Raw genomic sequence first — 24,648 nt, forward strand, 5'->3', positions numbered from 1 at the left:
AGGCCTGCTCGCAGTGACGAGGACTTACCCGCAGTGGCCGATCGTAGTCCCGCGCGTGGCCGAGTCGAGGTGTTTCCGCCGGGTTGTGATCGGACCCTCACCCACGGGTGATGCCACGGGCGGTCAGTCGACCACCAGCGGCCCTTCCAGCACGGTCACCGTGCCGTCGAGGCCGGCGAGGATCAGTTGCCCGTGCGCGCCGCCGGCCACGAACACCCCCGAATCGGAACGAATTTCGGCCAACCGACGGCCGGTGTCCGCGTCGTAGGTGCGAATCCCACCGCCGGCACCCGCGACATGCGCGAGCGCGCCGACCACCGTCACCCGCAACTCCGGCTGCGGCACGTCGACGCTGCGCCAGAGCACCTCCCCGCTGGCGCCGTCGAGCGCGTACACGAGCCCGTCCGGCGTCGCGGCCAGCACCCGCCCGGCCGCCGGCTCGGGCGCGGTCACCACGCCGCCGGCGAGGTCGGTCGACCATGCGACATCCCCGGTGTCCCAGCGCAGCGCGGTGATGCCCCGGGTGGCCAGCGGCACGTACACCAGCGTGTGGTCCGCCATCGGCGCGCCGTGCGCCGCACCGGGCAACCCGACCTCCCACGAGGGTGTTTCCGGGTCCCGATCGAGGTGCCACGCGCGTGCTCGCCCGGTGCGGTCGAGTACCGCGCCCCACCCGTCCCGGGCGCAGACGCCGACCGGCGCGCCCGAGCCGTCCGCGGGCCGCGCCCGCACCCGCCCGTCCGCGCCGCCGATCAGCGCGACGCCGCCGTCCAGGGTGGTCGCGAGTACGTCCCGCGCGCCGATCGGCGCCAGCGCGACCACGGCCCCGATCCCGACCTCGACCGGCGGCGACATCGCCTGTCCGCGGGCGAGGTCGTAGCGACACACCGTGCCGGACTCGGTGCCCGTCCACACCGTCCCGGGGGTGAGCACCGGCGCGCACCGCGTGGCGCCGCCCGCCACGGTGGGCCATCGGGCCAGGCCGGTCAGCGGATCAAGCCCGACCAGGTTGCCCGCCGTGTCCTGCACCAGGATCAGGTCGTCCAGCACGATCGGCCGGGCGCGGATCCAGTCGCCCATCCGCAGGGTCCACCGGTGCACGAGGTCGCGTCGGCGCAGCATCGGGCCGTTGGCCCGGGCCTCCAGCCGTCGCGCGCGGTGCTGGTAGTCGGGGCCGAGTCGATACAGCAGCGTCGCGCCGACTCGCGCCAGCGACCGGCTGCGCGGCCCGATCAGCCCGACGGTGGCGGGCTCGCGCGCGGTGAGCAGGTCCTGGAAGTCGAACTCCGCGTGCCCGAGCCGATCGTGCACGAACTCCGCGACCCGGAAGTAGACCTCCAGGGCGGAGCGCCGACTCATCGCGGTCAGCAGCGTCTCCCGGACGCTCTCGTCCAGGTCGTACTCGGCGTTGTCCCCGCGCTCGTGGTCGTCGCGCTCGGCGGATTCGACCAGCAGGCCGCTGAGGAACACCTCGGCCGCGAAGGCGGGATCCTCCGCCTCGAGCACCGTGGACTGCACGACCCGCATGGTGGCCAGGCTGATCGGCGCGGCGGCGAGTTTGCCGAGCAGCTCGACGGCGGCCGGGGAAGCGCCGGCGCGGAATTCGGCGAGCCGTGCCCGGGGGGTGCGTTCGTCCTCGGCGGGCACGACGACCGGCTCGGCGTCCCGGGCCGACGGCCGGGGATCGAGCACCCACGCCGGATTGGCGAACTCGCGCCCGCGGTCGTCGGTGATCATCCGGGTCCAGCGGGAGAACTCGCTCCAGCGACCGGCCGCCGCGTCCGCCGCGTCGCCCGGTCGCAGGCCGTCGGGATGCAGGCCGATCACGGGGATGGCGACCCGTTCGGACGGGCGCAGCCAGCGCGTGGTGTGCCGGAGCCGAAAGCCGGCCCGGCGTCCCGGGCCCACACCGTGACCGCGGAAGACCACCGGCGTGAGCGGGATGCGCGAGCGGTCCCACCACCGCCTGGGCAGCAGGTTCAGGAAGACCACCGGGCATTGCCCGGCCCAGGACGCGAGCATCGCCGAGGTGCGCGGATCGGACCAGGCCGGGCCGACACCGTCGCTGATCACCATCACGATCCGTCGGCCGACGGGACCCACGGGCGCGGCGGTCGGGCTCACCGTGCCGAACGGGGTGCGCAGCACGGCGGCACCCGCCGACTCGGTGTCCAGCGTCCAGGTGCGCACCGAACGAAAGGTGCCGTGCCCGCCGACCAGCCGGGTGAACTCGGCCAGCAATCGGCGCCACGGGCCGATCGAGGCCGAACCGTCCACGACGAGCGCGAGTTCGAACCAGCGTTCCCGGGCCGGGTTCAGGACCGGCACGATCAGATCGGTGAACGCCGCGTGCTTGGCCGTGGCGTCCTCGTCCAGCACGACCGAGTCCGGTGCCGGGCCGAAGTGCCGCAACCGGCGCAGCAGTCGCGCCAGTTCCAATCGGTCGGGCAACACGGACGCGGCCGGCGGCGGGGGTTTGCCGAGCCACGCGGGCACCGGAAGACCGCTCGTCCGGGTGCCGCCGGACCCGGTCTGCTCGACGGACTCCACCTCTTCGGAGGCCACCGTGTACGCGTGCGTGGTCCCCGGGTCCGGTCCGCCCGGGACGCACGACCGCGACCCGTCCCCCGCTTCGTCCCGTCTTCGCCCCGGCGGCGGTGCGTCCGGAACCCCCGGGTCGGGGATCGATCCCGACTCGACCGGGGCGGTCCGGGTCTGGGCCGGCGTACGTCGCTCGCCCGCCGCGGTGATCGCCGCGTTCAGCCAGGCCCAGTCCAGGACCGCGTCGACGGTGACCCCGACGGGATCCGCCTGCGCCATCGCTCACCCGCCGTTCAGGTCGTGGAAGAGGATCTTGGCCAGCACGTCGTTCTCGGGCGGTCGATCCGCGCCACCCGGCAACTGCCGGATCCGGGCCCGCAACTGGAGCGCGTTCAGGAGCTGGTCGGGCGACAACAGCGGCCCGTCCACCCGCTCCGCCGCGGCCAGGTATTCGTCCAGCAACGGTTCGTCGAGCTCCACGTACCCGCGCAGCCGGCTTCGCACGATCCGCTTCAGCACGTCCTTGGTCGGCGGCCCCAGCTCCAGCGGCACGCAGCGTCGCCGAAAGGCCGGCGGGAAGGCCCGTTCGCCGTTGCTGGTGAGGATGACGATCGGGAACGCCGCACAGCGCACGATGCCGTCCCGTACCTCGACCCGATCCCCGAAATCGCCGTCGCACGGGGTCACCTGTGCCGACTCCACGCGGGCCCGGCGCAGTTCCGGGATCTCGAATCTGCCGGTCTCGAACACGTGCAGCAGGTCGTTGGGCAGGTCGACGTCGCTCTTGTCGATCTCGTCGATCAGCAGCACCCGCGGATGCGGTCGGCGCAGCAGGGCGTCACCCAGCGGGCCCAGCCTGATGTAGGCGCCGATGTCGTCGATGTCCTGTCGGACACTCCCCTGGGCGCCCTTCAGCCGCAGGTTCATGTCGTGCAGCCGGCCCAGCACCTCGTACTCGTAGAGCCCCTCGCGCAGGGTGGACCGGCTGGTGATCCCCCACCGCAGCACCGGTCCCAGCCGCAGTCGGGCCGCGATGCTGGTGGCCAGCGTGGTCTTGCCGGTGCCCGGCTTGCCGGTGACCAGGAGCGGGCGGCGCAGGTAGATCGCGGCGTTGACGAGGTCGTACACCCGCTTGTCGCCGTAGAACTCGCCCGCGTAGGGCTCGTCGGATCGATCGCGGGGAAGCTTGGCGAAGGTCGCCGCGTCGACGTCGTCGATGCCGAAGCTGCGCCACGGCGGTGGCGGCGGGACCGCGACCGGACCGGAGCCCCCTCCCGACCCGGCCGGCCCGACCGCGGTCGCGGTGTCGCCGTGATAGATCCACCACGGCGCGGGAACCTCGACGTGTCCGTCGGCCCGATCCCCGCCCGGTGTCGCCGTCGACTCAACCATGGCGCGTCCCTTGTGCCCTCGGAGTGCTTCGCAGCAACCCCGCCCCCTGCCACGGGCACCAGCCCGGATCGTCGAAGAGCAGCACGACCCGCTCGGACGACGCGGCCTTGCGACCCAGGGTGCCTCGCAACCGCGCCACCGTGGAAGGCAGTTGAGCCAGCTTTCGATCCTCGCGATCGAGCATGCGATACAGGTCCTCACCCACGAGAGAGCCCGAACACACCGCGTTCGAGCCGTTCGAGCCGTTCGCTCCGGCGCACGCGTCGGTGCACGTGGTCCGGTCCGTCCACACCATCGCCCAGTCGCCGCGGCCGACGGCCCGTTCGACCGTGCCGGGTTCGCCCGGCCGGTGCCGCCAGCCGTAGTCCTGGAGGAAGCCGACCACCTCCTTGTCGCACGCGCGACCGCCCAGGCCGCACCGGTGCCGGTTCAGGTGCCGTAGCGCCGGGTTGGTCCGCAGGTGTGCCGAGCCGGCCCAGGTGTCGTAGTGCATCGGTCTGGCGATGCCGTGCCGCACGAGCGGCCGGAGCACCACCTCGTGGTGCTCACCGAGCACGATGTGGTCCTCGGCCGAGCCGACCCGGGTCAACTCGAAGGGTTCGTTGAGCAGTTCGGTCGGTACCACCACCTGGATCCCGGCCTTGTCCAGGGACGTCCAGTGCGCTCGCACGGCCAGATAGAATGCGGCCAGGGAAGCGCCGAGGCGATCGGCCGGCAGGCCCGCTCCCGGGACCGGGACCGGTTCCGGGACCGGTCCCGGGGGCGACGCGAACCGCTCGGACCCGACGTAGAACTGCGGTTCGGTGTCGTAGCGGACCAGCGCGCGGTCCTCGGGGGAATGGTCGTCCTCGCGGACGAACAACACCAGGGTCAGCGGTTGGCGCACCCGAACCCGGGCCGGTTCGAAGTCCGCGATGTGCCCGGCCTCGCGCAGCCGGTCGGCCCACTGCGCGACCTGCACCTGTCGGCAACACGCGTGCAGCCACTCCAGCAGGTGCCGGACGGGATGCCGACCGGGGGCGGCCGGCAGCGACATCAGTGCCCGTCCCCAGGCGACGAGGTCGTCGCCGGCGACCACCCACTCGGGGACGTGCTGCTCGCACAGGTAGGTCCGCAGCACGGCCTGCTCGCCGGCGCCGATCTCCAGGTCGGCCAGCAGCGCGAGCAGCCGGCGGCCGTCGATGCCGAACGGGTCCTCCGGATCGCGTTCGCCGGTCCGCCACCGGGTCTCGCCGGGGCCGCGGTAGCGCGGCGACTGCCACAGCGGCCGGCCGCCCGGAGCGGCGCGGGCCAGTTCGGCGTCGATCGCGTCGAACACCTCCTTGAAGCCGCGCTCGGTCAGCGCGTTCGGCCCCCAGACCGCCAGGTGTTCGAGCAGCGCCCGGGTGAAGACCGCCCGATTGCCCGGGCGGCGCGCGAACTGACCGTCGTCCGCGGCGAAGGCCGCGGACACCCGGGCCTTGGCCGACTTGGCGATCGCTCCCTCCGCGGTCAGGTTCAGCACGATGCCCCGAGGGTCGCGGCGCCGGTCGGCGCAGGTCTCGAAGACGACGAACTGGTCGACGCGACGCGGGATCGAGCCGAAGTGGGTCAGCATGTCCTCGACCGAGAGCACGCGCTGCCGGGGCGGGCCGTCCACCGGGTGACACGCGGGCAGTTCCAGGCGCCGTCCGCGCTCGGTCAGGTAGCCGTGACCGGACCAGTGCAGCAGGAATCGGTCCCCGTCCCGCCAGGCGTCCGCGGCCACCGCGATCGCCGACTCGATCTGCTCGGGCCGCAACTCCCCGGGCTCGGCGCCCGGTCCGAGCAGGATCGAGCGCTCGCCCACGAACGCGCGCAACCGCTCGGCCGTCGCCCGCGAGGTCGCGCTCACCGACGCGAGCACGGTGATGTCGCCGCGCTGTGCCCCGCAGCACCGGGACAACCACTCCACCAGTTCCAGGGTCTGCGCCAGCGCGCCCGGCAGGTGGTCCGGGCTTCCCTCGTGTTCGGGGTAGTGCTCGACGCAGACCAACAGGGCGTGCACCGTCACCGAGTGGCCTCCACCACGCGCGCGATCTCGTCGTACAGCGCGCCGCAGGTCCAGTAGACGCCGTGCGCCTGCGGGAAGGGTCGACGCACCCGGACCTCGACGTCGCGCACGGCGCCCGGGAAGACCGGTTCGGCCCGGAAGGACAGCCAGTCGCGCGCGTTCCACACGTTGCTCCACGGGATGGACAGGTGCGTGGGCCGCACCCCGTGCGCGGGATGCGTGGCGAGCGCGCCGACCGCGGCGAGATAGCCGACCTGGGAGCCGACCGTGATCAACGCGCGCACCCGCGGCAGCGCGTGGCGCGGCCGATCCGGCTCGCTCTGCGAGCGGGCCTCGGCCAACGTCTCGTAGCAGGCGATGCCGCCCAGGGAATGGGCCAGCAGCACCACCGGCCCCGGGACCCGGGAGATCCGCTCGGCCAGGTAGGCGCGCAGGATCGCGCCGTGCGCCTGGTAGTACAGGATGTCGCCGATCTGCGGCACACTGCCGCCGAGCGTGCCGCCGCGCAGCGCGTTCTGCAACGGCCAACTCGCGTACATCAGGCCGCCCTTGAGCGCTCCGGTGAGCCGCCCGCCACCGGCCGCGGCGCCGCCGCACGCGTCCCGCACGGCCGCCACCAGGGCGTCGCGCCATTCCTGGGACCACGGCGTCGCACCGGCGGGACGGGCGGCGAGCGCGTGTGCGAAGGTCGCCACCACGGCCCGCCCGATCACGTCGTAGTCCGCGCTCGCGGCCACCGTGTCGACCACACCCGCGAACTCGGCCGAGTCGGCGACGGCGCGCGCCGCCTCGGCGAACACCGGCGCCCAGTCGGTCGGCGCCTTCGGCAGCACGGCCGTGACGTCGATGCCCACCACGTCGTGCCGCACCGCCCAGTCCAGGTCCTCGGCCGCCTCGCTCCGCCGGCCGGCGTCCACGCCGTCCCGGCCCGCGGCCACCTCGCGCAATTCGTGCCGGGGGTGCTGCTCGAGGACCGCCCACAATCGCAGTTCGGCCTCCTCCGGGTCGACCTCGGCGGCCTCGGCGCTTTCGCCCGGATCGGCGATGCCGATCAGCGCGCGCAGTGCCGGCGACACCTCGACCCCGAACGCGTCCCCCCAGTCCACGACTTCCACCCGCACACCCGGCAGCCGCTCGGCGATGTTCGCGGTGACCGCGCGCACCGTCGACGAGTCGGCGATCTCGCGCACACCGGTTCCGTGCACGAACACGATCGTGGTCATGGGCTCCCCCGGATACGAAGTCGATCCGCCCTTGCCCGCCGTACGCTAGTGATCCAACCGACCCGATGGGGTCACTTCCCCAGCCGCCCGGGTCGATTCGTCAGCTCGTGCAGGCGGGGATCTGCTTGCTCACGTCGCCGCCGGTCTCCAGGAATATCGCCGGGACGAAACCGGTCTTGCCCTCGACGTCGATCTGCGCCCAGGTGCGGCTGGAGGAGCCCGCGTAGTAGGCGATCGAGCCCTCCGCGTGGCAGTTCGCCCGCACCTCGGTGCCGGTCTGGATCTGCACGACCTTGTCCGACTGGTACGACGTGCCCTTGTACATCACCAGCCGGCCACCGGTGTGCACGGTTGCCGCGATCGACCCGGGCTTGGGCCCGGCGTTCGGGGTCTGACCGGAAGTCGCCTTTCCGGTACCGGACTTGGCCGGGCTCGGCGAGGCCGAAGAGCTCTTGCCCGAAGCGGTGCCCGCCGTCTTGGGCTTCTTGTCGTCCGAGCCGCCGCCGTCCACCGTGAGCAGCGCCACGAAGAAGACGATCACCAACAGGATCAGTCCGCCGACCACCATCAGGATCCGCACCGGATGCCGACTCAGCGCGTTCAATCCGAACCGCCCGCGCGGCGGCCCGCCGATGGGCGTCGGCGTGGAGAAGAACTCCACCCGCCTCCGGTTGTCCATACGACCCCCTGCGTCCCCGTGTCGCCCGATATGCGCCCGTGCGTGGCGAACCCACTCGGAAGGGGTCTGCCCACTATGACCATCAGACACCAACGAGGCGCTCGAGACGTACCAACGAGTCCACAAATCGACCACCGTGCCCGATGTTCGCCGCACGTTCACGCGCGTCCCCGGGCCCGGGGACGTCCCGGCGGCCGGCTACGGCGTGGGGACCCAGTCCACCCTGCCCGCGAGCAGTACGTAGCCCACGAATGCGACGATGTCGATCAGCGCGTGCGCCACCAGCAGCGGCATCACCCGCCCCCAGCGCTTGTACAGCAGGCAGAACACCACGCCCATCACGACGTTGCCGAAGAAGCCGCCGATGCCCTGGTAGAGGTGGTACGAGCCGCGCACCACCGAACTGATCGCCACCGCCTTGACCCACGGCACTCGCAACTGATCGAGCCGGTACAGCAGATAGCCGAGGACGATCACCTCCTCCAGGGCCGCGTTCTGGATCGCGGACAACACCAGGACCGGGATGCGCCACCACACATCCGGCAGCGTGGTGGGCACCACGGTCAGATTCGCGCCCGCGGCGTGCGCGCCCAGATACAGCGCCAGGCCGGACCCGCCGATCGCCGCCGCGACCGCCGCCCCCCGGCCCAGGTCCCACCACGGCCGGGCCCGGTCGACCCCGAGCACCCGCAGCGAACCGCCCTCGCGCATCAGCAGGTGCGCCACCAGGAACACCGGCACCAGCGCGGTGGCGATCCCGAACAGTTGCCAGGCCAGATCCAACCAGGGCCGATCCGCCGCCCGCGAGCCGTTCAGCACCGCCGCCTTGTGCCCCAGACCGCCCGGCGCGGTCAGCGACCCGAGGAAGGAGATCAGCGAGGAGACCCCGGAGGCGCCCAGGGACAGAGCCAGCACCAGCACCACTTCGGAGCGCAGCACGCGGCGCCGGGGCTCGGTGGGTGTCCGGACGGGCTCGGGCTCGGTGATCACCCGCACACGGTATCGAGTGCGGATAAGGTCGCCGTCAGCCCACGGGCCAGGTGTGCACCGCGTCCCCGCCGCGCATGTGCTCGGCGTAGCGCAGCGTCATCGCGCGCAGCGCCTCCAACCGGTCCATGCCCTTGGTGTCCCGATAGTGGTGGTACTGCGCGCTCTGCCAGGTCGCCCCGTTGGTGCGCAGCAGGCAGCGCTGCTCGATGATGCCCAGGTACTCGTCCCGCTCGCGCGGATCGATCCCCCACCGGTCCAGGCCCTCGTAGGCCCGCGGCAGCAGGTCCTCCAGCACCAGTTCGGTGACCGGAACGGTGCCGTGGCCGGGCCAGTTCAGCCGCGCGTCGATGCCGTACCGGGCGCCGGCGTGGAAGTTCTCGGTGGCGACCTCGAACGGCATCCGCTCCCACACCGGGTGCTCGTCGTCCACCAGCGATCGCACCACGCCGTAGTAGAAGGCCGCGTTCGCCATGATGTCCACCACGGTCGGCCCGGCCGGCAGCACCCGGTTCTCCACCCGCAGGTGCGGCTTGCCCCGGGCCACGTCGTACACCGGCCGGTTCCACCGGTAGATGGTGCCGTTGTGCAGCTTGAGTTCGCGCAGGTGCGGGACGTCACCCCGGTCCAGCGCCTCGATCGGGTCCTCGTCGTCGCAGATCGGCAGCAGCGACGGGAAGTACTTGAGGTTCTCCTCGAACAGGTCGACCACCGAGTCGATCCATCGTTCGCCGAACCAGGTCAGCGGTCGCACGCCCTGTGCGATCAGCTCCTCGGGGCGGGTGTCGCACGCCTGCTCGAACAGGATCGGGCGGGTCTCGCGCCACAGCTCGCGCCCGAACAGGAACGGTGAATTCGCCCCGATCCCGCATTGCACCCCGGTGATCGACTGCGCCGCGTTCCACAGCGGGCCGAAATTCCCCGGAGTGACCTGGAGGTGGAACTGCACGGACGTACACGCGGCCTCGGAGACAATCGTGGTCGAGGTCGTGTCCAACCGCTCGACGCCCTCGATATGCAACCGTATGTCCTCGCCCCTGGCGTTGAGGATCTGATCATTGAGAAGGGTATAGCGGGCGTTGTCGGATATCGTCTCGAACGCCATGTGCGCGTCGGTCAGGGTCGGCAGAATGCCGATCATCACGATCCGCGCCTCCAGTTCGGCGGCCTTGCGGTCCGCGTAGTCCAGGCTCGTACGCAGTTCCTCGACCAATTCGGAGAACACCGGTCCGGTCAACCGATGCGGCGGAATGTTGACCTCGATGTTGAACAGGCCCAGCTCGGTCTGGAAATCGGGGCTCGCGATCCGCCGCAGGACTTCGGCATTGCTCATCCGGGGTCGACCGGCCGCGTCGGCCAGGTTGAGCTCGATCTCGACGCCCATGAGCTTGCGGGCGCTCTCGAACCGCTCCTCGTCCAGCATGCGCTGCAGCGTTTCCAGGCAGCGACGCAATTTGTGCCGGTAGCGCTGCCGATCGGATCGGCTGAACCCGGTGACCTCCACCTTTTCGCCCATGAATGCCCTCCCCCATGAACCCGGCTCCCGCGGAGCCGGTCGAGTGGTCGCAATCCGGTACCTGTCGGATCGGGACGACCTGATCGTTCCCGCCGACGTTCTCCCAAACCGATGCATCGGGCCGACATTGGGAACATTACCGATCGACCGTGACGAATCACAGGGGGGAACCAAGGGGCCGGGAACCACGTCACTGATCACATCGAGGACGCGTTCGGCGGTCGATCTTCAAGGCTTCTCGGAGATCACCTAGGGTGTCCTCTGCCGTGGCGGGCGTGGCGAGATCTATGGGGGTTGTCGTGCGAGGGTCGGTTCGGGCGATGCCCATACAGGGACTGCGTTTCCAGGCCGTGATCACGGTGATCTCGATACTCGTCTGCGGGGCGCTGATCTGGAATGTCGGCAATGCCGGCCGATGGTCGCAGGCCGCCGCCTCGCCCCGGGCCGCCGACGCGCCCAAGGAGATACAGGCCCCGCTGCCGCCGCCGGGAAATCCGAACGCGCAGCAGCCGGCCACCCCGCCCGCCGCGCCGCCGCTCCCGGTGGATCCCACGCTGGTGTCCAGGGTCAAGGGCGAGGGCAAGGTGGTCGCGCTGACCCTGGACGACGGTCCGTGGCCGGAGTGGACCGACAAGGCCCTGTCGCTGCTCGCCCGCTACGAGGTCAAGGCCACCTTCTGCATGGTGGGCCAGCAGGCCAAGGATCACCCGGACCTGGTCCGCAAGGTGGTCGCCGCCGGCCACACGGTGTGCAACCACACCATGACGCACGACATCAACCTGAAGAAGAAGACGCCGGAGCAGATCCACGCCCAGATGCAGGAGGCGCTGGAGTGGATCCACAAGGCGTCCCCGGGCACGCCCGTGCGCTGGTACCGCGCGCCGGGCGGCAACTGGTCCGACGAGGTGCGCCAGACCGCGGCGTCGCTGGGCATGGGCTCGCTGCACTGGACGGTGGACACCAACGACTGGCAGAAGCCGGGCGTGGACAAGATGCTCCAGACGGTGCACAGCCAAATCGGCCCGCGCGGAGTGATCCTCTGCCACGACGGCGGCGGCGAGCGCACCCAGACCATCGCCATGCTCGACCGCCTCATCCCCGAACTGAAGTCCGCCGGCTACACCTTCGTCACCCCCTGACCCAGTCCACCCCACCCCCGGCCACCTCGGGCCGCCCGGGCCATCTCGGGCCCCGGTCATCCGGCCCCCACGTCGCCCTCGGCCCACCCGGGCCGATTCCAGCCCGTCCGGCGTTCGAGGACACCGCTCAACCCACCCCACGCCCAACGGCAACCTCCCCACCCGGCCCGGCTCCAGCCCGTCCGGCGTTCGAGGACACCCCCCGACGGCAACCTCCTCACCCGCCCGTGCGAGCCGTCCAGCCCGTCCGGCGTTCGAGGACACCACCCCCACACCCCCTCCGCACCACACCCCAGTGAATAGCCCCCGCGCCCACCGGGCATGTGTGCCAGGCCCACACCCAACCGCACCCCGGGGGAGGCCGCCCGATCGACGCCACTCTGGCCATCGTGCTGCTCGTGCTGCTGATCGCCGGCAACGGCATGTTCGTCGCCGCCGAGTTCTCCCTGGTCACCGTCGAGCGCGGCGACGTGGCGGCCCGGGCCGAGGCCGGCGACCGAGGCGCGCGCCGGGTGCTGCACGCGCTGCGCACGTTGTCCTTCCAGTTGTCCGGCGCCCAGTTCGGCATCACCGTGACCTCGCTGATCGCCGGCTACCTCGCCGAGGCGGCGTTCCGACTGCCCCGGTTCACCGCCCTGGTACTGGCCTCCGGCCTGCAGATGGTGCTCGGCGAACTCGTGCCCAAGAACGCCGCCATCGCCCGCCCGCTGGGCGTCGCACGCGTCGCCGGCCCGTTCCAGGTCGGCTTCTCCCGGCTGTGCCGACCGCTGATCGTCTTCCTCAACGGCTCCGCCAACTACTTCGTGCGCAAGCTCGGCATCGAACCGCAGGAGGAGCTCGGCTCGGCTCGTTCGCCCGACGAACTGGCCCAACTGGTCCGACATTCCGCCCGCGCCGGAGTGCTCCCGACCGGCACCGCCCGGGTGCTGCACCGCGCGCTGCGGTTCGCCGAGAAGCAGGCCGCCGAGGCGATGACCCCGCGCACCGAGCTGGTCACCCTGCCCTCGACCGCGTCGGTGAGCGAACTGATGAACACCGCCCGCGAGTGCGGCCACAGTCGCATTCCGGTCCGCGGCCAGGACCTGGACGAGATCGTCGGCGTGGCGGTGTTCCGCGACGCGCTGCGCGTACCGGCGGCCGACCGCGCGCGCACCCCGCTCACCCGGATCGCCCGCGCCCCGGTGCTGATCCCGACCTCGCTGGACCTCAAACGCGCGGTCGAACGACTGCGCGAGGGCCGGACCCAGTTGGCGATCGTGGTCGACGAGTACGGCGGCACAGCCGGCGTACTCACCGCCGAGGACCTCGCCGAGGAACTGGTCGGCGACCTCGCCGACGAGCACGACCCGGCGGACGAGCCGGACGCGCCGCCGCAACGGGTGCCCAGTTCCCGCGTGTTGCGGCTGTCCGGCCTGCTGCGCGCGGACGAGGTCGAGGAGGCCAGCGGCTGGCGGCTGCCGGAGGGCGACTACAGCACGCTGGCCGGACTGGTACTGGCCCGTCTGGGCCGACTGCCCAGGATCGGCGACCACGTGGACGTGGACGGCCGCCGGCTCACCGTGACCGCCATGGACCGGCACCGCGTCGACGAGGTCGAGCTGCGGATGGAGGCCGACTCCTGATGGGCGACCTGCTGCTCTCGCTGGTCCTGCTCGCGGCCAACGCCTTCTTCGTCGGCGCCGAGTTCTCGGTGATCTCGGCCCGGCGCACCCGGATCGCCCCGATGGCCGAGGCCGGTTCGCGCCGGGCCGCGATGGTGCTCACCGCGATGGGCCGGCTGTCCACCATGCTCGCCGCCGCCCAGCTCGGCATCACCGTCGCCTCGCTGGGTCTGGGCGCGGTCGCCGAACCCGCGCTCGCACACGCGGTCGCCGCCCCGATCGAGGCGATCGGGCTGCCCGCGGGCGCGGTGCACCCCATCGCGTTCGTGCTCGCCCTGGCGGTGGTGGTGTTCTGCCACATGGTGCTCGGCGAGATGGTGCCCAAGAACATCGCGCTGGCCGGCCCGGAGGAGTGCGCGTTGTGGCTGACCCCGCCGCTGCTGCTGTTCTCCCGCCTGACCGCGCCGATCCTGTGGCTGCTCAACCACGTCGCCAACCTGTTCCTGCGCGCCTTCCGGGTACGCCCGGTCGACGAGGTGCGCAGCGTGTACACCGTCGAGGAACTCCCGGCGCTGCTCGCCGAGTCGCGCGAGCACGAACTGCTGGACGTGCGCGAGCACGACCGGCTCGCCGGCGCGCTGGCGCTGCACTCCAGTGCCGCCGCGTCGGTCATGCGGCCGTGGACCGACGTGGTGGCCCTGCCCCGACCGGTGCCGGCGGCGGCCCTGGAGGAGGTCGCGGTACGCACCGGCCTGTCCCGCTTCCCGGTCCTGGACGCGACCGAGCGGCCGGTGGGCTACGTACACGTGCTCGACGTGCTGGCGCCCGAACCGGACGGTTCGGTACCGGTATACCCACTCGTCACCGTCGGCCCGGACACCGCGCTGACCGCCCTGTTGGCCCGGATGCGCGGCTCGCGTACCCACCTGGCACTGGTCGGCGAACCGGACGCGACCCCGCTCGGCCTGGTCACCCTCGACGACGTGATGTCCTCGCTGTTCCCCTGACCGGAACCGCTCCCCCGACCGAGCCCCCCGAGCAAGGCCGCCCGAGCAGGACCGCCCCCTTGATCGAGGACCGCTCCGCTGATCGAGACTGTCCAAAAGGTCTTCAAACGGGTGTCAGTTCGCATTACACCGTTACTTTTCGGAGCCGTTTCGGTACAATGCGCTGACCGGCCCTGCCGGGTCCCTCTGTACGCCGCCGGGTCGTCCCCCGGTCGGATACCCGGTTCCCCACAGCACAGCGCCGCTTTCCCCTCCCCGGATTCTCCGGGTTTTTGGACTCTGCATCGAAATGAGGCGGTCTCATGGTCCTGCGTGTGCCCGAGGCTCCCGAGTCGGCCCGACGAGCGGCCCGAGCCGTGCTCGAATCCCGCGCTTCGCTTCCCGCCGACTGCCGCGCCGATCACGCCGCGCTCACGGCCGGATTCCCGCACCGCGTCTTCGAGATCGACCTGCTCGACCTGGTCGCCGACCGTGGCGTGCGCAGCGCCCGCCCCGTGGGCTGGCGCTGGCTCATGTGGTCCGGCGACGTGGTCGTCGGCGGCATCGAGGTCCGCCCGGGTCCGTCCGGCCACGGCGTCGGCCGATTCGTCGAGGGCCCGTTCACCGTCGCCACCGCACCGGCCGCCGCGGCGGCCCGCGCGCTCCCGCAGACCCTGCTCCGCCGGGACGAGGCACGCCTGCTGAACGTGCCGGGGATGTACATGGTGGCGCTGTGGCTGGCGGACGAGGCGGGCGGTGTCGACCTGCTCATCCCGCTCGCGCCGGCGCCGTGCGGCGTGCAGGCGCTGCGCGGATACACCGCGGCCGAACTGGCCGAGGTGTTGGCCGCGCGCACCCGCCGGCCGGCCGCCGTGGGGGCTCCGGACAGCTGATCACACCCCGGAGTTCACACGTGTGGTCACATCTTGGACGCAGTCGGGTGAGAACCGCGAGAAGTCCTGCGCGAGGCGCTTTCGAGGCGGAGACTGTGAGCTGCCGGGCAAGGCTGCCCGACGCGCTCCGCGCAGAGACACCGAGAAGGTACGAGGATGTGCCAGCACCGACCGCATTGCCCGCCGGCGGACAGTCCCGATCGTGAGGCCGCCGCCGTTGTGGCCGCCCATTTCGAACAGGGATGGAGCCTGCTCTGCAACGGCGTCGTCCTGTTCGAGGACACGGGCGAACTGCTGCCGGACGGACGCACCATCGCCCCGCACCGACCCCCTGTGGGGTTGGTTTCGGCGGCCTGATCCGTTCGCACGGCCCTGACGAGCCGGAGGTCACCTCGGAGCGACCTCCGGCTCTGGTCTGCCCGGGGCCGGTCGGGCCGCCGTCCCGGTACAGTCCGAACGGCAGCACGCAGCGAAACGATGTCGGCGCGACGACTGGGAGTTCCATCCCCATGGGCACTGGCGGCACCCCTCGGCCCGGTCGCCCGCGTGATCCGCGTACCGACGAACTGATCCTGTCCGCGACCCGCGAGCTGATCGCCGAGCAGGGGTACAACCGGGTCAGCATCGACGCGGTCGCGCGCCGGGCCGGGGTCACCCGGCCGACCGTGTACCGCCGCTGGCCGTCCAAGGCGCACCTGGTGCACGAGGCGGTCTACCCGGCCCGGGAGATGAGCTTCCGGCCGTTGCCGCACGAGGACTTCGCGACCGGCGTGCTGCGCTTCGCCGAGGCCGCGCTGGAGTCCTTCCGGCGCCCGGAGACGGCGGGCGCGGTGCCGGGGCTGCTCGCCGAGTACCGCGACCAGCCCGAGCTCAAGGAACTGCTCGTGGCCCGGATGGACCCGGTCCGGGCGATCTTCCGGGCCTTCGTGGCGGACGCGATCGCGCGCGGCCAGGCCCGCCCGGACGTGGACGCCGATCTGCTCTTCGAGTCGCTCAGCGGCGCGCTGATGTTCGGCGTGCTGGGCAGCGACCTGGCCGCCAAGCCCGGGTTCGCCGCGTCCGTGGCCCACCTGCTGACCTACGGCGCGGCCCGCCCCTGATCGAAGCGCGTTCGATCGGGAGCGGGCCGCGCGGTCGAGGTCAGTTGTTGCCGTACGCCTCGATCGGCGGGCACGAGCAGACCAGGTTGCGGTCGCCCTGGGCGCCGTCGATCCGACGCACCGGCGGCCAGTACTTCTCGGCCGGCACCACACCGGCCGGGAAGACCGCCTCCTCGCGGGTGTAGGCGTGCGTCCACTCGCCCGCGAGCAACGCGGCGGTGTGCGGCGCGTTGCCGAGCGGGTTGTCCTCGGCGGGCAGCGCACCGGACGCGACCCGGTCGATCTCGCCCTTGATCGCGATCATCGCGTCGCAGAACCGGTCGATCTCCCGCAGGTTTTCGCTCTCGGTCGGCTCGATCATCAGCGTGCCGGGCACCGGGAAGGACATCGTCGGCGCGTGGAAGCCGTAGTCGATCAGCCGCTTGGCCACGTCGTCGACGCTGACGCCGGTGGCCTTGGTGATCCCCCGCACGTCGATGATGCACTCGTGCGCGACCAGGCCGTTCGGGCCGGTGTAGAGCACCGGGAAGTGCGGTGCGAGCCGCTTGGCGATGTAGTTGGCGCCCAGCACCGCGACCTGGGTGGCCTCCTTGAGGCCGTCGGGGCCCATCAGGCGCAGGTAGGTCCACGGGATCGGCAGGATCGCCGCCGAGCCCCACGGGGCGGCCGAGATCGGCCCCACGCCGGTCTCCGGGCCCGCGGTGGGCTGGAGCGGGTGGTTGGGCAGGTACGGCGCCAAGTGCGCGCGGACCGCGACCGGGCCCACGCCCGGACCGCCGCCGCCGTGCGGGATGCAGAAGGTCTTGTGCAGGTTCAGGTGCGACACGTCCGCCCCGATCGCGCCGCCCGGCTGGGCCAGCCCGACCAGCGCGTTCAGGTTCGCGCCGTCCACGTACACCTGGCCGCCGGCCTCGTGCACCGCCGCGCACACCTGCTCGATGCCCTCCTCGAACACGCCGTGCGTGGACGGGTAGGTCACCATCAGCACGGCGAGCGTGTCCCGGTGCCGCTCGATCTTGTCGTGCAGGTCGGCCAGGTCCACGTCGCCGTTCTCACCGGTCTTGACCACCACGACGCGCATGCCCGCCATCACCGCGCTGGCCGCGTTGGTGCCGTGCGCGGAGGAGGGGATCAGGCACACGTCGCGGGCGGTGTCGCCGTTGGCGTGGTGGTAGGCGCGGACCGCGAGCAGGCCCGCGAGTTCGCCCTGCGAACCGGCGTTGGGCTGGAGCGAGACCTTGGCGTAGCCGGTGATCCGGGCCAGCGAGTCGGCCAGCCCGTCGATCAGCTCCAGGTAGCCCGCGGCCTGGTCGACCGGCGCGAACGGGTGCAGGTTCGCGAACTCGGGCCAGGTGATCGGCTCCATCTCGACCGTGGCGTTGAGCTTCATCGTGCACGAGCCGAGCGGGATCATCCCCCGGTCCAGCGCGTAGTCCTTGTCCGCGAGCCGCTTGAGGTAGCGCAGCATGTCGGTCTCGGAGCGGTGCGTGTGGAAGACCGGGTGGGTCAGGAACTCGGTGTCGCGCAGCAGCGCCGTCGGCAGCGCGTCGGCGGTGTCCGCGTCCAGCGCGGCCACGTCGCCGGTGACCCCGAACGCGCCCCAGACCCCCTCGACATGCGCCCGCAGCGTGGTCTCGTCGCAGGTGATCGCGACGTGGTCGGCGTCCACCGGGCGCAGGTTGATCCCGGCGGCGCGGGCCGCGGCGAGCACGTCCCGCGCCCGGCCCGGCACCCGCGCGGTGATCGTGTCGAAGAAGTCGCCGTGCACGACCTCGACGCCGCCCGCGCGCAGCCCGGCCGCGAGCACGGTGGTGTACCGGTGGGTGCGGCGCGCGATCGAGGTGAGCCCGTCCGGCCCGTGGTAGACCGCGTACATGCCGGCCATCACGGCCAGCAGGACCTGCGCGGTGCAGATGTTGCTGGTCGCCTTCTCCCGGCGGATGTGCTGCTCGCGGGTCTGCAGCGCGAGTCGGTAGGCGGGCGCGCCGTCGGAGTCCACGGACACCCCGACCAACCGGCCCGGCATGCTGCGGGTGAGCTTCTCGCGGACCGCCAGGTAGCCCGCGTGCGGGCCGCCGAAGGCCATCGGCACGCCGAACCGCTGGCTGGTGCCGACCGCGATGTCGGCGCCCATCGCGCCGGGCGCGCGCAGCACGGTGAGCGCGAGCAGGTCGGCGGCGACCGCCACCAGCGCGCCGTGCGCGTGCGCGGCCTCGATCACCGGGGTCAGGTCGCGGACCCGGCCGTCGGCGCCGGGGTACTGCAGCAACACACCGAAGCAGCCGCCCTCGGGCAGCCCCTGTGCGGTGTCGGCGACCACGACCTCGATGCCCAGCGCCTCGGCGCGTGTACGCACCACCGCGATCGTCTGCGGCAGCGTGGCCGCGTCCACCACGAACACGTCGCTCGTGGCCCGCCCGGCCCGGCGGGCCAGGGTCATCGCCTCGGCGGCGGCGGTGGCCTCGTCCAGCAGCGAGGCGCCCGCCACGTCCAGGCCGGTCAGGTCGGTGACCACGGTCTGGAAGTTGAGCAGCGCCTCCAACCGGCCCTGCGAGATCTCCGGCTGGTAGGGCGTGTAGGCGGTGTACCAGGCCGGGTTCTCCAGCACGTTGCGGGTGATCACCGGCGGGGTGAAGGTGCCGTGGTAGCCGAGCCCGATCATCGAGGTCAGCACGCTGTTGCGGGAGGCCAGCTCGCGCAGCTCGGCGAGCACCTCGGCCTCGCTGCGCGCGGCGGGCAGTTCGAAGCCCTCCAGCGCGCGGATCGCGGCGGGCACCGCCGCGTCGGTCAGCTCGTCCAGGGATCCGTAGCCGATCGCGGCGAGCATCTTCGCCTGCTCGTCGGTGTCCGGACCGATGTGCCGGCCGGTGAACGGCGACGCGGCCTCCAGGCCGGTCAACGAGCCGGGGCCGGAGGGGAGTACGGCGTGAGCACGCGGGGCGGGGGTGCGCGGGGTCATCGCGAAAGGCCTCCTGGATCGCTCCTGGACGGACACGCGGGTCGCGCGTCCACCGGCCTCCCCCTCTGTCATCTGTACCTGAGAGCTTCACCGCGCCCGGAGTACCGGTCGGACCGGTTCCCACGGGCGCGATTTGCACCGTCGGCGAGGATCCGACCCGACTCGGCGAGCCACGCGCGGATCCTGCTTTCCAGAGTGCCCACGACCACGCGGTACGGGTGCCTGAGAGATTCCGGGGAGGAGTTGCTCCTTCGGCGCCTCGTGTGCACGACACGAGGACTCTCCCGCGCGAACGTAATGGGCGGCTACAACGGTATCAGCGTGACACCCACCAGGGGCTTCGCACTAGGCGTAGGTCACAGTGGTCGTGGTGTAACCCAGCGAGCGCATCATCCCCTGGAGCATGCCGGTGGTGTTCCGCTCCGCGCGCTCCACCAGTCCCGCGGTCTTCGCCGCGTCGTCGATCTTCTTGGTCGCCAGCACGTAGAGCTGCTGCTGATCGCCGGGATTGCTGGAGAAGAAGTCGCCGAAGCGGTCGAACAGGCCCTTGTCCTGGGCGATCACGTGGCTGTTCTTCTGGTCGAGCGCGGCGGGCGCGAGCCGCGCGTGCGGGAGCTTGATGGTCACGCTCTTGTTGTCCGGCGAGGTCTGGATCGCGTCCTGGCCGATCCCGCCGAACTCCACGAAACCACCCACCTGGCCGACGCCGACGAACAGCGTACGTTGGCCTCGGACCGCGTCCGGCAGGAACTTCGCGTCCTTCTCCAGGTCCACCACGACCTGGAAGGTGCCGCTGACCGCCTCGTAGCGGCTGAGATCCTGCACGGCCTTGAGCATCACCGGTCCGCTGTGGTCCTTGGTGGTCTCGCCGAACGGATTGAATTTGCCGGGCAGCAGGTTGACCAGGCCGACCAGCACCAGGGCCAGCACGATGAAGCCGACCAGGAGTGTGACCAGGAAGGCGGGCAGGCCGAGCCTGCGGCGAACCGATCGGAAGGCACCCTGCCCTCGCGCCGGCCGCTCTTTGACATCAGTCATTGTCGGGACACCCCCGAGGAGTCGTCTGCCCGGCGCCTGCCCCGGATCACCCGGGCTATCCCCCGTCGGCGGCGGGCAGCGGAATCGGCTCCCCCGGTCGCAGCGCGGGATCGGTGATCGCGAACGTGCGCACCCGGCCCGGTTTTCCGCCCGGTACCTCGAACCGCACGGTGACCCGCCCGACGCCGCTGCCCTGCACCCAGCCGGGCCCGAACTCCTCGTGCACCACGTCCTGGCCGGGCGACCAGGAGACCCGCTCCGGGGCGGCCTGTGCCGGCGCCTCCCGGTCGGCCTCCGCGTCCTCCTCGTGCGACTCGGCGGGTTCCGGTTCGGCCGTGCCGAACAGGTCCTGCTGGGCGAAGTCGGCCAGCCCGCCGACGCCCACCCCCAGCAGCCGCACGCCGCCCGTGACGTCCACCTGCGCGGCCAACCGGCGGATCGTCTCGCGCACCACCCCCGGGTCGTCGGTGGGCCCGCGCAGCGTCTCCGAGCGGGTCAGCGTGCTGAAGTCGTAGCGCCGCAGCTTGAGCACGATCGTGCGCCCGGAGCGTCCGGCGGCGCGCAACCGCTCCACGCACCGGATCGAGAGCCGGTCCAGTTCCCGGGTGATGCGCTCGCGGTCGACCAGGTCGGTGGGGAAGGTGTCCTCCACGGATACCGATTTCGCGTCCCGGTCGGCGACCACCGGACGCGCGTCCAGCCCGGTGGCGAGCACGTGCAGGCCGTGTCCGTGCGCCTGGCCGAGCAGCCGGACCAGTTCGCTCTCGTCGACGGCGGCCAGGTCGGCCACGGTGTCCAGGCCGGCCCGGCGCAGCACGTCGCCGGTGGCCGGGCCGACCCCGGGCAGCGCGCGCACCGGCAGCGGGTCGAGCATCGCCCGCTCGGTCCCGGGCGCGACCACGCACAGCCCGTCGGGCTTGTCCGCCTCGGAGGCGATCTTGGCCAGCAGCTTGGAGGTGGCCGCGCCGACCGAGCAGGTGAGCCCGGTGGCCGCGTGTATGTCCGCGCGCAGGCGCACCGCGATCTCGGTGACCCGCTCGGTGTCCAGGGTGCCGCCGTGCGGGCCCGCCTCCAGATCGACGAACGCCTCGTCCAGGCTGAGCGGCTCCACCAGGGGCGACAGGCGGTGCAGCAGTTCCATCACGGTGTCGCTGACCTGGCGATAGAGCGCGAAGCGCGGGCCGAGGAAGGCGGCGTTGGGGCAGCGCCGGCGGGCCTCGCCGATCGACATCGCCGAGCGCACACCGAACACCCGGGCCTCGTAGGAGGCGGTGGCCACCACGCCGCGCACGCCGATGCCGCCGACGATCACCGCCTTGCCGGCCAGACTGGGCTTCGCGACCTGCTCGACCGACGCGTAGAACGCGTCCATGTCGAGATGGAGGATGCCCGGGGCCTGTCTCACACCGGGCAATGATGACGCACGGGTGCGACAGAACGCGCGTTCAACCGCTCAGGGCGCGTCGGATCTCGTCGCTTTCCGGGCCCTTCACCCGCGGATCCGGCTTGAGCACGATCTGCCCGGTCGCCTTGATCGCGGCGAGCGTCTCGCGACCGGTTCCGTACACGGTGGGCCCGATGTGGCCCCACGCGAAGGACTCGTCCGGGACGCCGTACGCGGATATCCCGGCGGCCCGGCACAGGCCGAGCGCACGGCGCAGATGGAAGCTCTGCGTGACCACGATGACCCGGTCGATCCCGTAGACGCGCTTGGCGCGTATGCAGGACTCCCAGGTGGAGAATCCCGATTCGTCGGTCACGATCCGGTGTCGCGGGATTCCCCGGTCCGCGAGGTAGCGCCGCATCACCCTGGTCTCGTCGTAGCGGTTGCCTCCGCCGTCGCCGCTGACCAGGATCACCCGGGTCTTGCCGGCGCGGTACAACGCGAGCGCGACGTCGAGCCGGCGGGCCAGGAGATCGGACGGCCGGTCCCCGTGCACACCCGCGCCGAGCACCATGGTGACGTCCTCGTGCGGCACGTCGGCCACCGTGCGGACCCGGTTCCCGGCGTACAGATGCAGCCCCGTGATCGGGGCCAGCCCGGCCACCGTGAGCAGGACGGCGGCCTGATAGCCGCGCCGTTGGGCCCGCCGCGAGCGCGGCGGGGTCGGCCGACGAAGGATCACGTCCATGGGGACGTCCTGCCCGGCGAACCGGTTCCCACCCGCCCCGGGCGCCTCAGACCGCTTTGTCCCGGCGTCTGCGTGCCAGTTCGTCACCCGGATGGACCTGCGTGATCGGTTCCCCGGTGCCGGTGTGCTCGCCCTGGAGTTGCGCGAGCGAGCCCTCCACCTCGCGCCACACCGCCCCCACGGCGATCCCGAAGACCCCCTGACCACCCTGGACCAGGTCGATCACCTCGTCGTAGGACGTGCACTCGTACACGCTGGCACCGTCGCTCATCAGGGTCATCCCGGCCAGGTCGCCGATCCCGCGACCGCGCAGGTGGGCCACCGCGATCCGGATGTTCTGCAGCGAGACGCCGGTGTCCAGGAGCCGCTTGACGATCTTCAGCACCAGGATGTCGCGGAAGCCGTACAGCCGCTGTGTGCCCGAGCCGTGGGCCGGGCGGACCGTGGGCTCGACCAGGCCGGTGCGGGCCCAGTAGTCGAGTTGGCGATAGGTGATGCCGGCCGCCGCGCACGCCGTCGGGCCCCGGTAACCGACGTCCTCCGACGGGGTGCCGGGCGGCGTGACGTCCTGCCGCCGGGGGCCCGCACCGGGGTCGGTCGCCGGCAGAGGACGTGCCGTGCGGGCGCGTTCCGCCGCCGTGATGTCGCCGGTGCTGCTCACGCCGACCTCCCTTTCGTCTCCCCGCGCCCGAGTACGGCGCGGAGAGTCTCTTTCAGTCCCGGGCCGCAGGCGGCGAGGTGCAACGCGCAGGGGTCATCCCGGAACTGTCGATTTCGACGGTAGGCAGTCACCAACAGCGCGTCAACGACCGGGCCGTTCGGCACGCCGAGTGACGCTGCTCGCACGAGTGGTTTGAACCGGTTGCCCAGGGGTAGGTCTGGCCGCTTTGCCTCTGATCGAAGCGGATCGAGCCGGATCGAGCGTGATCGGCGGCGCGCCGGCGGGCCCGCGTGGGCGCCGACCGGTCCCGGACGCGAAAAAACCGCCGTCCGCTACCGCCTCGCCGGGAGCGGCGGGCGGGACGGTCGGCGGTTTCGGACGTGCACCCGGCCGCGGCGGGCCGACTATTGGCTCGTGGTGCCGAAGTCCTCGGGCGAGATGTCGTTCAGGAACTCCCTGAACTTCTCGATCTCGTCCTCCTGCTCGTTGGGGATCACGATGCCCGCCTCGTCCAGGACCGCGTCGCTGCCGACGATCGATGTCCCGGTTCGCAGCGCGAGCGCGATCGCGTCCGACGGACGCGCGCTGACCTCCACGCCGCCGGAGAAGACCAGCTCGGCGTAGAACACGCCCTCGCGCAGGTCGGTGATCCGGATCTGGGTCAATTCCTGGCCCAACGCCTCCAGCACGTCCCGGAAGAGATCGTGCGTCAGAGGACGCGCGGGTACCACGCCCTGTTGGGCGAACGCGATGGCCGTCGCCTCTACCGGGCCGATCCAGATGGGGAGATAACGATCGCCCCCCGTCTCCCGTAGGAGCACGATCGGCTGGTTAGAGGGCATCTCCACCCGGACGCCCACAACCTCTAGCTCGTTCACATCGCCACACTAGCGCGCTCGGCTGTCGGTCACCGATCCCCGGGGGCCGAATAGGTCGGGGATTCGTCGTTTTTTCTTCGTGGCCCTGTGTTCACGTCCCGGTCCGCCTCGCGGTCCGATCGGCGCCCGTCGGCGGCGGCGCGGGCGACGCGGGTCAGCGGCCCAGGCGGGGCGCGAGCGCGGTGGTGACCAGGACGGTGTGCAGGCGCGAGGTGAGCGCGAGCAGGTCGCGCACGGTCTCCTCGGCGCCCGCCTTCGCGCGGGCGCCCCTGCGGTGCAGGAGCGGCGCGACGATCTGTTCGACCAGGGCGGCCTCACGGTCCGCGGCGGCCTTGGTCTGCCGCAGGTGGCGCGGCTCCACGCCGTAGCGGCCCAGCGCGGCCACCAGTCGGGCCACCACCAGCGCGTCGCCGTCGTAGACCACCGCCTGCTCGCCGTCGCCGGCGGCGCCGGGTCGCGGACGATGCGGCTGGATCAGGCCGAATTCCTCCAGCCGGGCCAGGTCCGTGTCCTGGATGCCGGCCGCGGCGATCAGGCCCGGCCGGTCGAGCAGCACCGTGGTGCCCTCCCGACCGGCCGAGTCCGGATCGCCTTCGGTGTCCTGCGATCGTGGGGATTCGGCCGGGGTCGGGCCGGCCGGTTCGAGCCCGCGATCCATCGCGTCCAGTTGATCCTTGATCACCCGGAGCGGCAGGTAACGGTCGCGCTGCACACGCAGCACGTAGCGCAGTCGTTCGATGTCGGCGGGGCCGAACTTGCGGTAGCCCGACGGGCTCCGCTGCGGCTCGATGAGCCCTTCCGCCTCGAGGAACCGGATCTTGGAGATGCTGATGTCCGGGAACTCGGGACGCAGCAGGGTCAACACCCCGCCGATGCTCAAGGAGACCGATC

20 protein-coding genes and 2 riboswitches are annotated in these 24,648 nt (G+C 71.9%); of the genes, 6 read left to right on the top strand and 14 right to left on the bottom strand.

Annotation, left to right across the window (positions count from 1 at the left end; translation table 11 throughout):
• Window positions 1-123: 123 nt before the first annotated feature.
• The 7 genes from ACWCPW_RS02945 to ACWCPW_RS02975 form a co-directional block, all read right to left on the bottom strand.
• Window positions 124-2,820 (bottom strand): SAV_2336 N-terminal domain-related protein, encoded by a 2,697-nt coding sequence (locus ACWCPW_RS02945; protein WP_449759806.1) that lies wholly within the window; start codon window positions 2,818-2,820, stop codon window positions 124-126.
• A gap of 3 nt (window positions 2,821-2,823) precedes the next feature.
• Window positions 2,824-3,933: an AAA family ATPase gene (locus ACWCPW_RS02950; RefSeq protein WP_449759807.1), complete on the bottom strand. Its 1,110-nt coding sequence runs from the start codon at window positions 3,931-3,933 to the stop codon at window positions 2,824-2,826.
• The gene (locus ACWCPW_RS02955; RefSeq protein WP_449759808.1) at window positions 3,926-5,965 is read right to left on the bottom strand and encodes a caspase family protein; all 2,040 of its coding nucleotides are present in this window, start codon (window positions 5,963-5,965) and stop codon (window positions 3,926-3,928) included. The genes ACWCPW_RS02950 and ACWCPW_RS02955 overlap by 8 nt, the downstream gene beginning before the upstream one ends.
• Window positions 5,962-7,188, bottom strand: coding sequence for a hypothetical protein (locus tag ACWCPW_RS02960; RefSeq protein WP_449759809.1), 1,227 nt, complete (start codon window positions 7,186-7,188; stop codon window positions 5,962-5,964). Before ACWCPW_RS02960 ends, ACWCPW_RS02955 begins: the two co-directional genes overlap by 4 nt.
• A gap of 100 nt (window positions 7,189-7,288) precedes the next feature.
• On the bottom strand, window positions 7,289-7,867 hold the full coding sequence (locus tag ACWCPW_RS02965; protein WP_449759810.1) for a hypothetical protein: 579 nt from the start codon (window positions 7,865-7,867) through the stop codon (window positions 7,289-7,291).
• Window positions 7,868-8,065: 198 nt separating this feature from the next.
• Window positions 8,066-8,863, bottom strand: a complete 798-nt coding sequence (locus tag ACWCPW_RS02970; RefSeq protein WP_406294167.1) for a CPBP family intramembrane glutamic endopeptidase — start codon at window positions 8,861-8,863, stop codon at window positions 8,066-8,068.
• Window positions 8,864-8,891: 28 nt separating this feature from the next.
• Complete coding sequence (locus ACWCPW_RS02975; protein WP_449759811.1) at window positions 8,892-10,370, bottom strand: glutamate--cysteine ligase; 1,479 nt, start codon at window positions 10,368-10,370, stop codon at window positions 8,892-8,894.
• A 320-nt stretch (window positions 10,371-10,690) separates the two neighbouring features.
• On the opposite strand from ACWCPW_RS02975, the gene ACWCPW_RS02980 reads away from it, so the two are divergent.
• From ACWCPW_RS02980 to ACWCPW_RS03005, 6 genes are all read left to right on the top strand, one after another.
• Window positions 10,691-11,509: a polysaccharide deacetylase family protein gene (locus ACWCPW_RS02980; RefSeq protein ID WP_449759812.1), complete on the top strand. Its 819-nt coding sequence runs from the start codon at window positions 10,691-10,693 to the stop codon at window positions 11,507-11,509.
• Between the two features lie 389 nt (window positions 11,510-11,898).
• The gene (locus tag ACWCPW_RS02985) at window positions 11,899-13,131 is read left to right on the top strand and encodes a hemolysin family protein (RefSeq protein ID WP_449759813.1); all 1,233 of its coding nucleotides are present in this window, start codon (window positions 11,899-11,901) and stop codon (window positions 13,129-13,131) included.
• On the top strand, window positions 13,131-14,117 hold the full coding sequence (locus ACWCPW_RS02990; RefSeq protein ID WP_449759814.1) for a hemolysin family protein: 987 nt from the start codon (window positions 13,131-13,133) through the stop codon (window positions 14,115-14,117). The genes ACWCPW_RS02985 and ACWCPW_RS02990 overlap by 1 nt, the downstream gene beginning before the upstream one ends.
• Window positions 14,118-14,419: 302 nt before the next feature.
• Window positions 14,420-14,989: a hypothetical protein gene (locus ACWCPW_RS02995; protein ID WP_395872220.1), complete on the top strand. Its 570-nt coding sequence runs from the start codon at window positions 14,420-14,422 to the stop codon at window positions 14,987-14,989.
• Window positions 14,990-15,145: 156 nt separating this feature from the next.
• Complete coding sequence (locus ACWCPW_RS03000) at window positions 15,146-15,346, top strand: DUF5999 family protein (protein WP_026217855.1); 201 nt, start codon at window positions 15,146-15,148, stop codon at window positions 15,344-15,346.
• Between the two features lie 152 nt (window positions 15,347-15,498).
• Entirely contained in the window at window positions 15,499-16,089 is a 591-nt protein-coding gene (locus ACWCPW_RS03005) for a TetR/AcrR family transcriptional regulator (protein WP_449759815.1), read from the top strand.
• A 40-nt stretch (window positions 16,090-16,129) separates the two neighbouring features.
• Here the strand turns inward: ACWCPW_RS03005 and gcvP are convergent, their stop codons facing one another.
• The 7 genes from gcvP to ftsR form a co-directional block, all read right to left on the bottom strand.
• A complete protein-coding gene (gcvP, locus tag ACWCPW_RS03010; protein ID WP_449759816.1) occupies window positions 16,130-19,048 on the bottom strand; it encodes an aminomethyl-transferring glycine dehydrogenase in 2,919 nt (972 codons plus the stop codon).
• A gap of 61 nt (window positions 19,049-19,109) precedes the next feature.
• Window positions 19,110-19,246, bottom strand: a riboswitch (glycine riboswitch).
• Between the two features lie 2 nt (window positions 19,247-19,248).
• A riboswitch (glycine riboswitch) is annotated at window positions 19,249-19,345 on the bottom strand.
• Between the two features lie 48 nt (window positions 19,346-19,393).
• Entirely contained in the window at window positions 19,394-20,086 is a 693-nt protein-coding gene (locus ACWCPW_RS03015; RefSeq protein ID WP_395872214.1) for a DUF4230 domain-containing protein, read from the bottom strand.
• Window positions 20,087-20,141: 55 nt separating this feature from the next.
• Window positions 20,142-21,491: a DNA polymerase IV gene (locus tag ACWCPW_RS03020; RefSeq protein WP_449759817.1), complete on the bottom strand. Its 1,350-nt coding sequence runs from the start codon at window positions 21,489-21,491 to the stop codon at window positions 20,142-20,144.
• A gap of 40 nt (window positions 21,492-21,531) precedes the next feature.
• Window positions 21,532-22,218, bottom strand: a complete 687-nt coding sequence (locus tag ACWCPW_RS03025) for a SanA/YdcF family protein (protein ID WP_449759818.1) — start codon at window positions 22,216-22,218, stop codon at window positions 21,532-21,534.
• Between the two features lie 46 nt (window positions 22,219-22,264).
• The gene (locus ACWCPW_RS03030) at window positions 22,265-22,879 is read right to left on the bottom strand and encodes a MerR family transcriptional regulator (protein ID WP_395872208.1); all 615 of its coding nucleotides are present in this window, start codon (window positions 22,877-22,879) and stop codon (window positions 22,265-22,267) included.
• Window positions 22,880-23,283: 404 nt separating this feature from the next.
• Window positions 23,284-23,757: a bifunctional nuclease family protein gene (locus ACWCPW_RS03035; RefSeq protein ID WP_020548711.1), complete on the bottom strand. Its 474-nt coding sequence runs from the start codon at window positions 23,755-23,757 to the stop codon at window positions 23,284-23,286.
• Between the two features lie 154 nt (window positions 23,758-23,911).
• Window positions 23,912-24,637 (bottom strand): transcriptional regulator FtsR, encoded by a 726-nt coding sequence (gene ftsR, locus ACWCPW_RS03040; RefSeq protein ID WP_449759819.1) that lies wholly within the window; start codon window positions 24,635-24,637, stop codon window positions 23,912-23,914.
• Between the last annotated feature and the right edge of the window lie 11 nt (window positions 24,638-24,648).

The sequence above is a fragment of the Embleya sp. NPDC001921 genome (assembly GCF_053594475.1).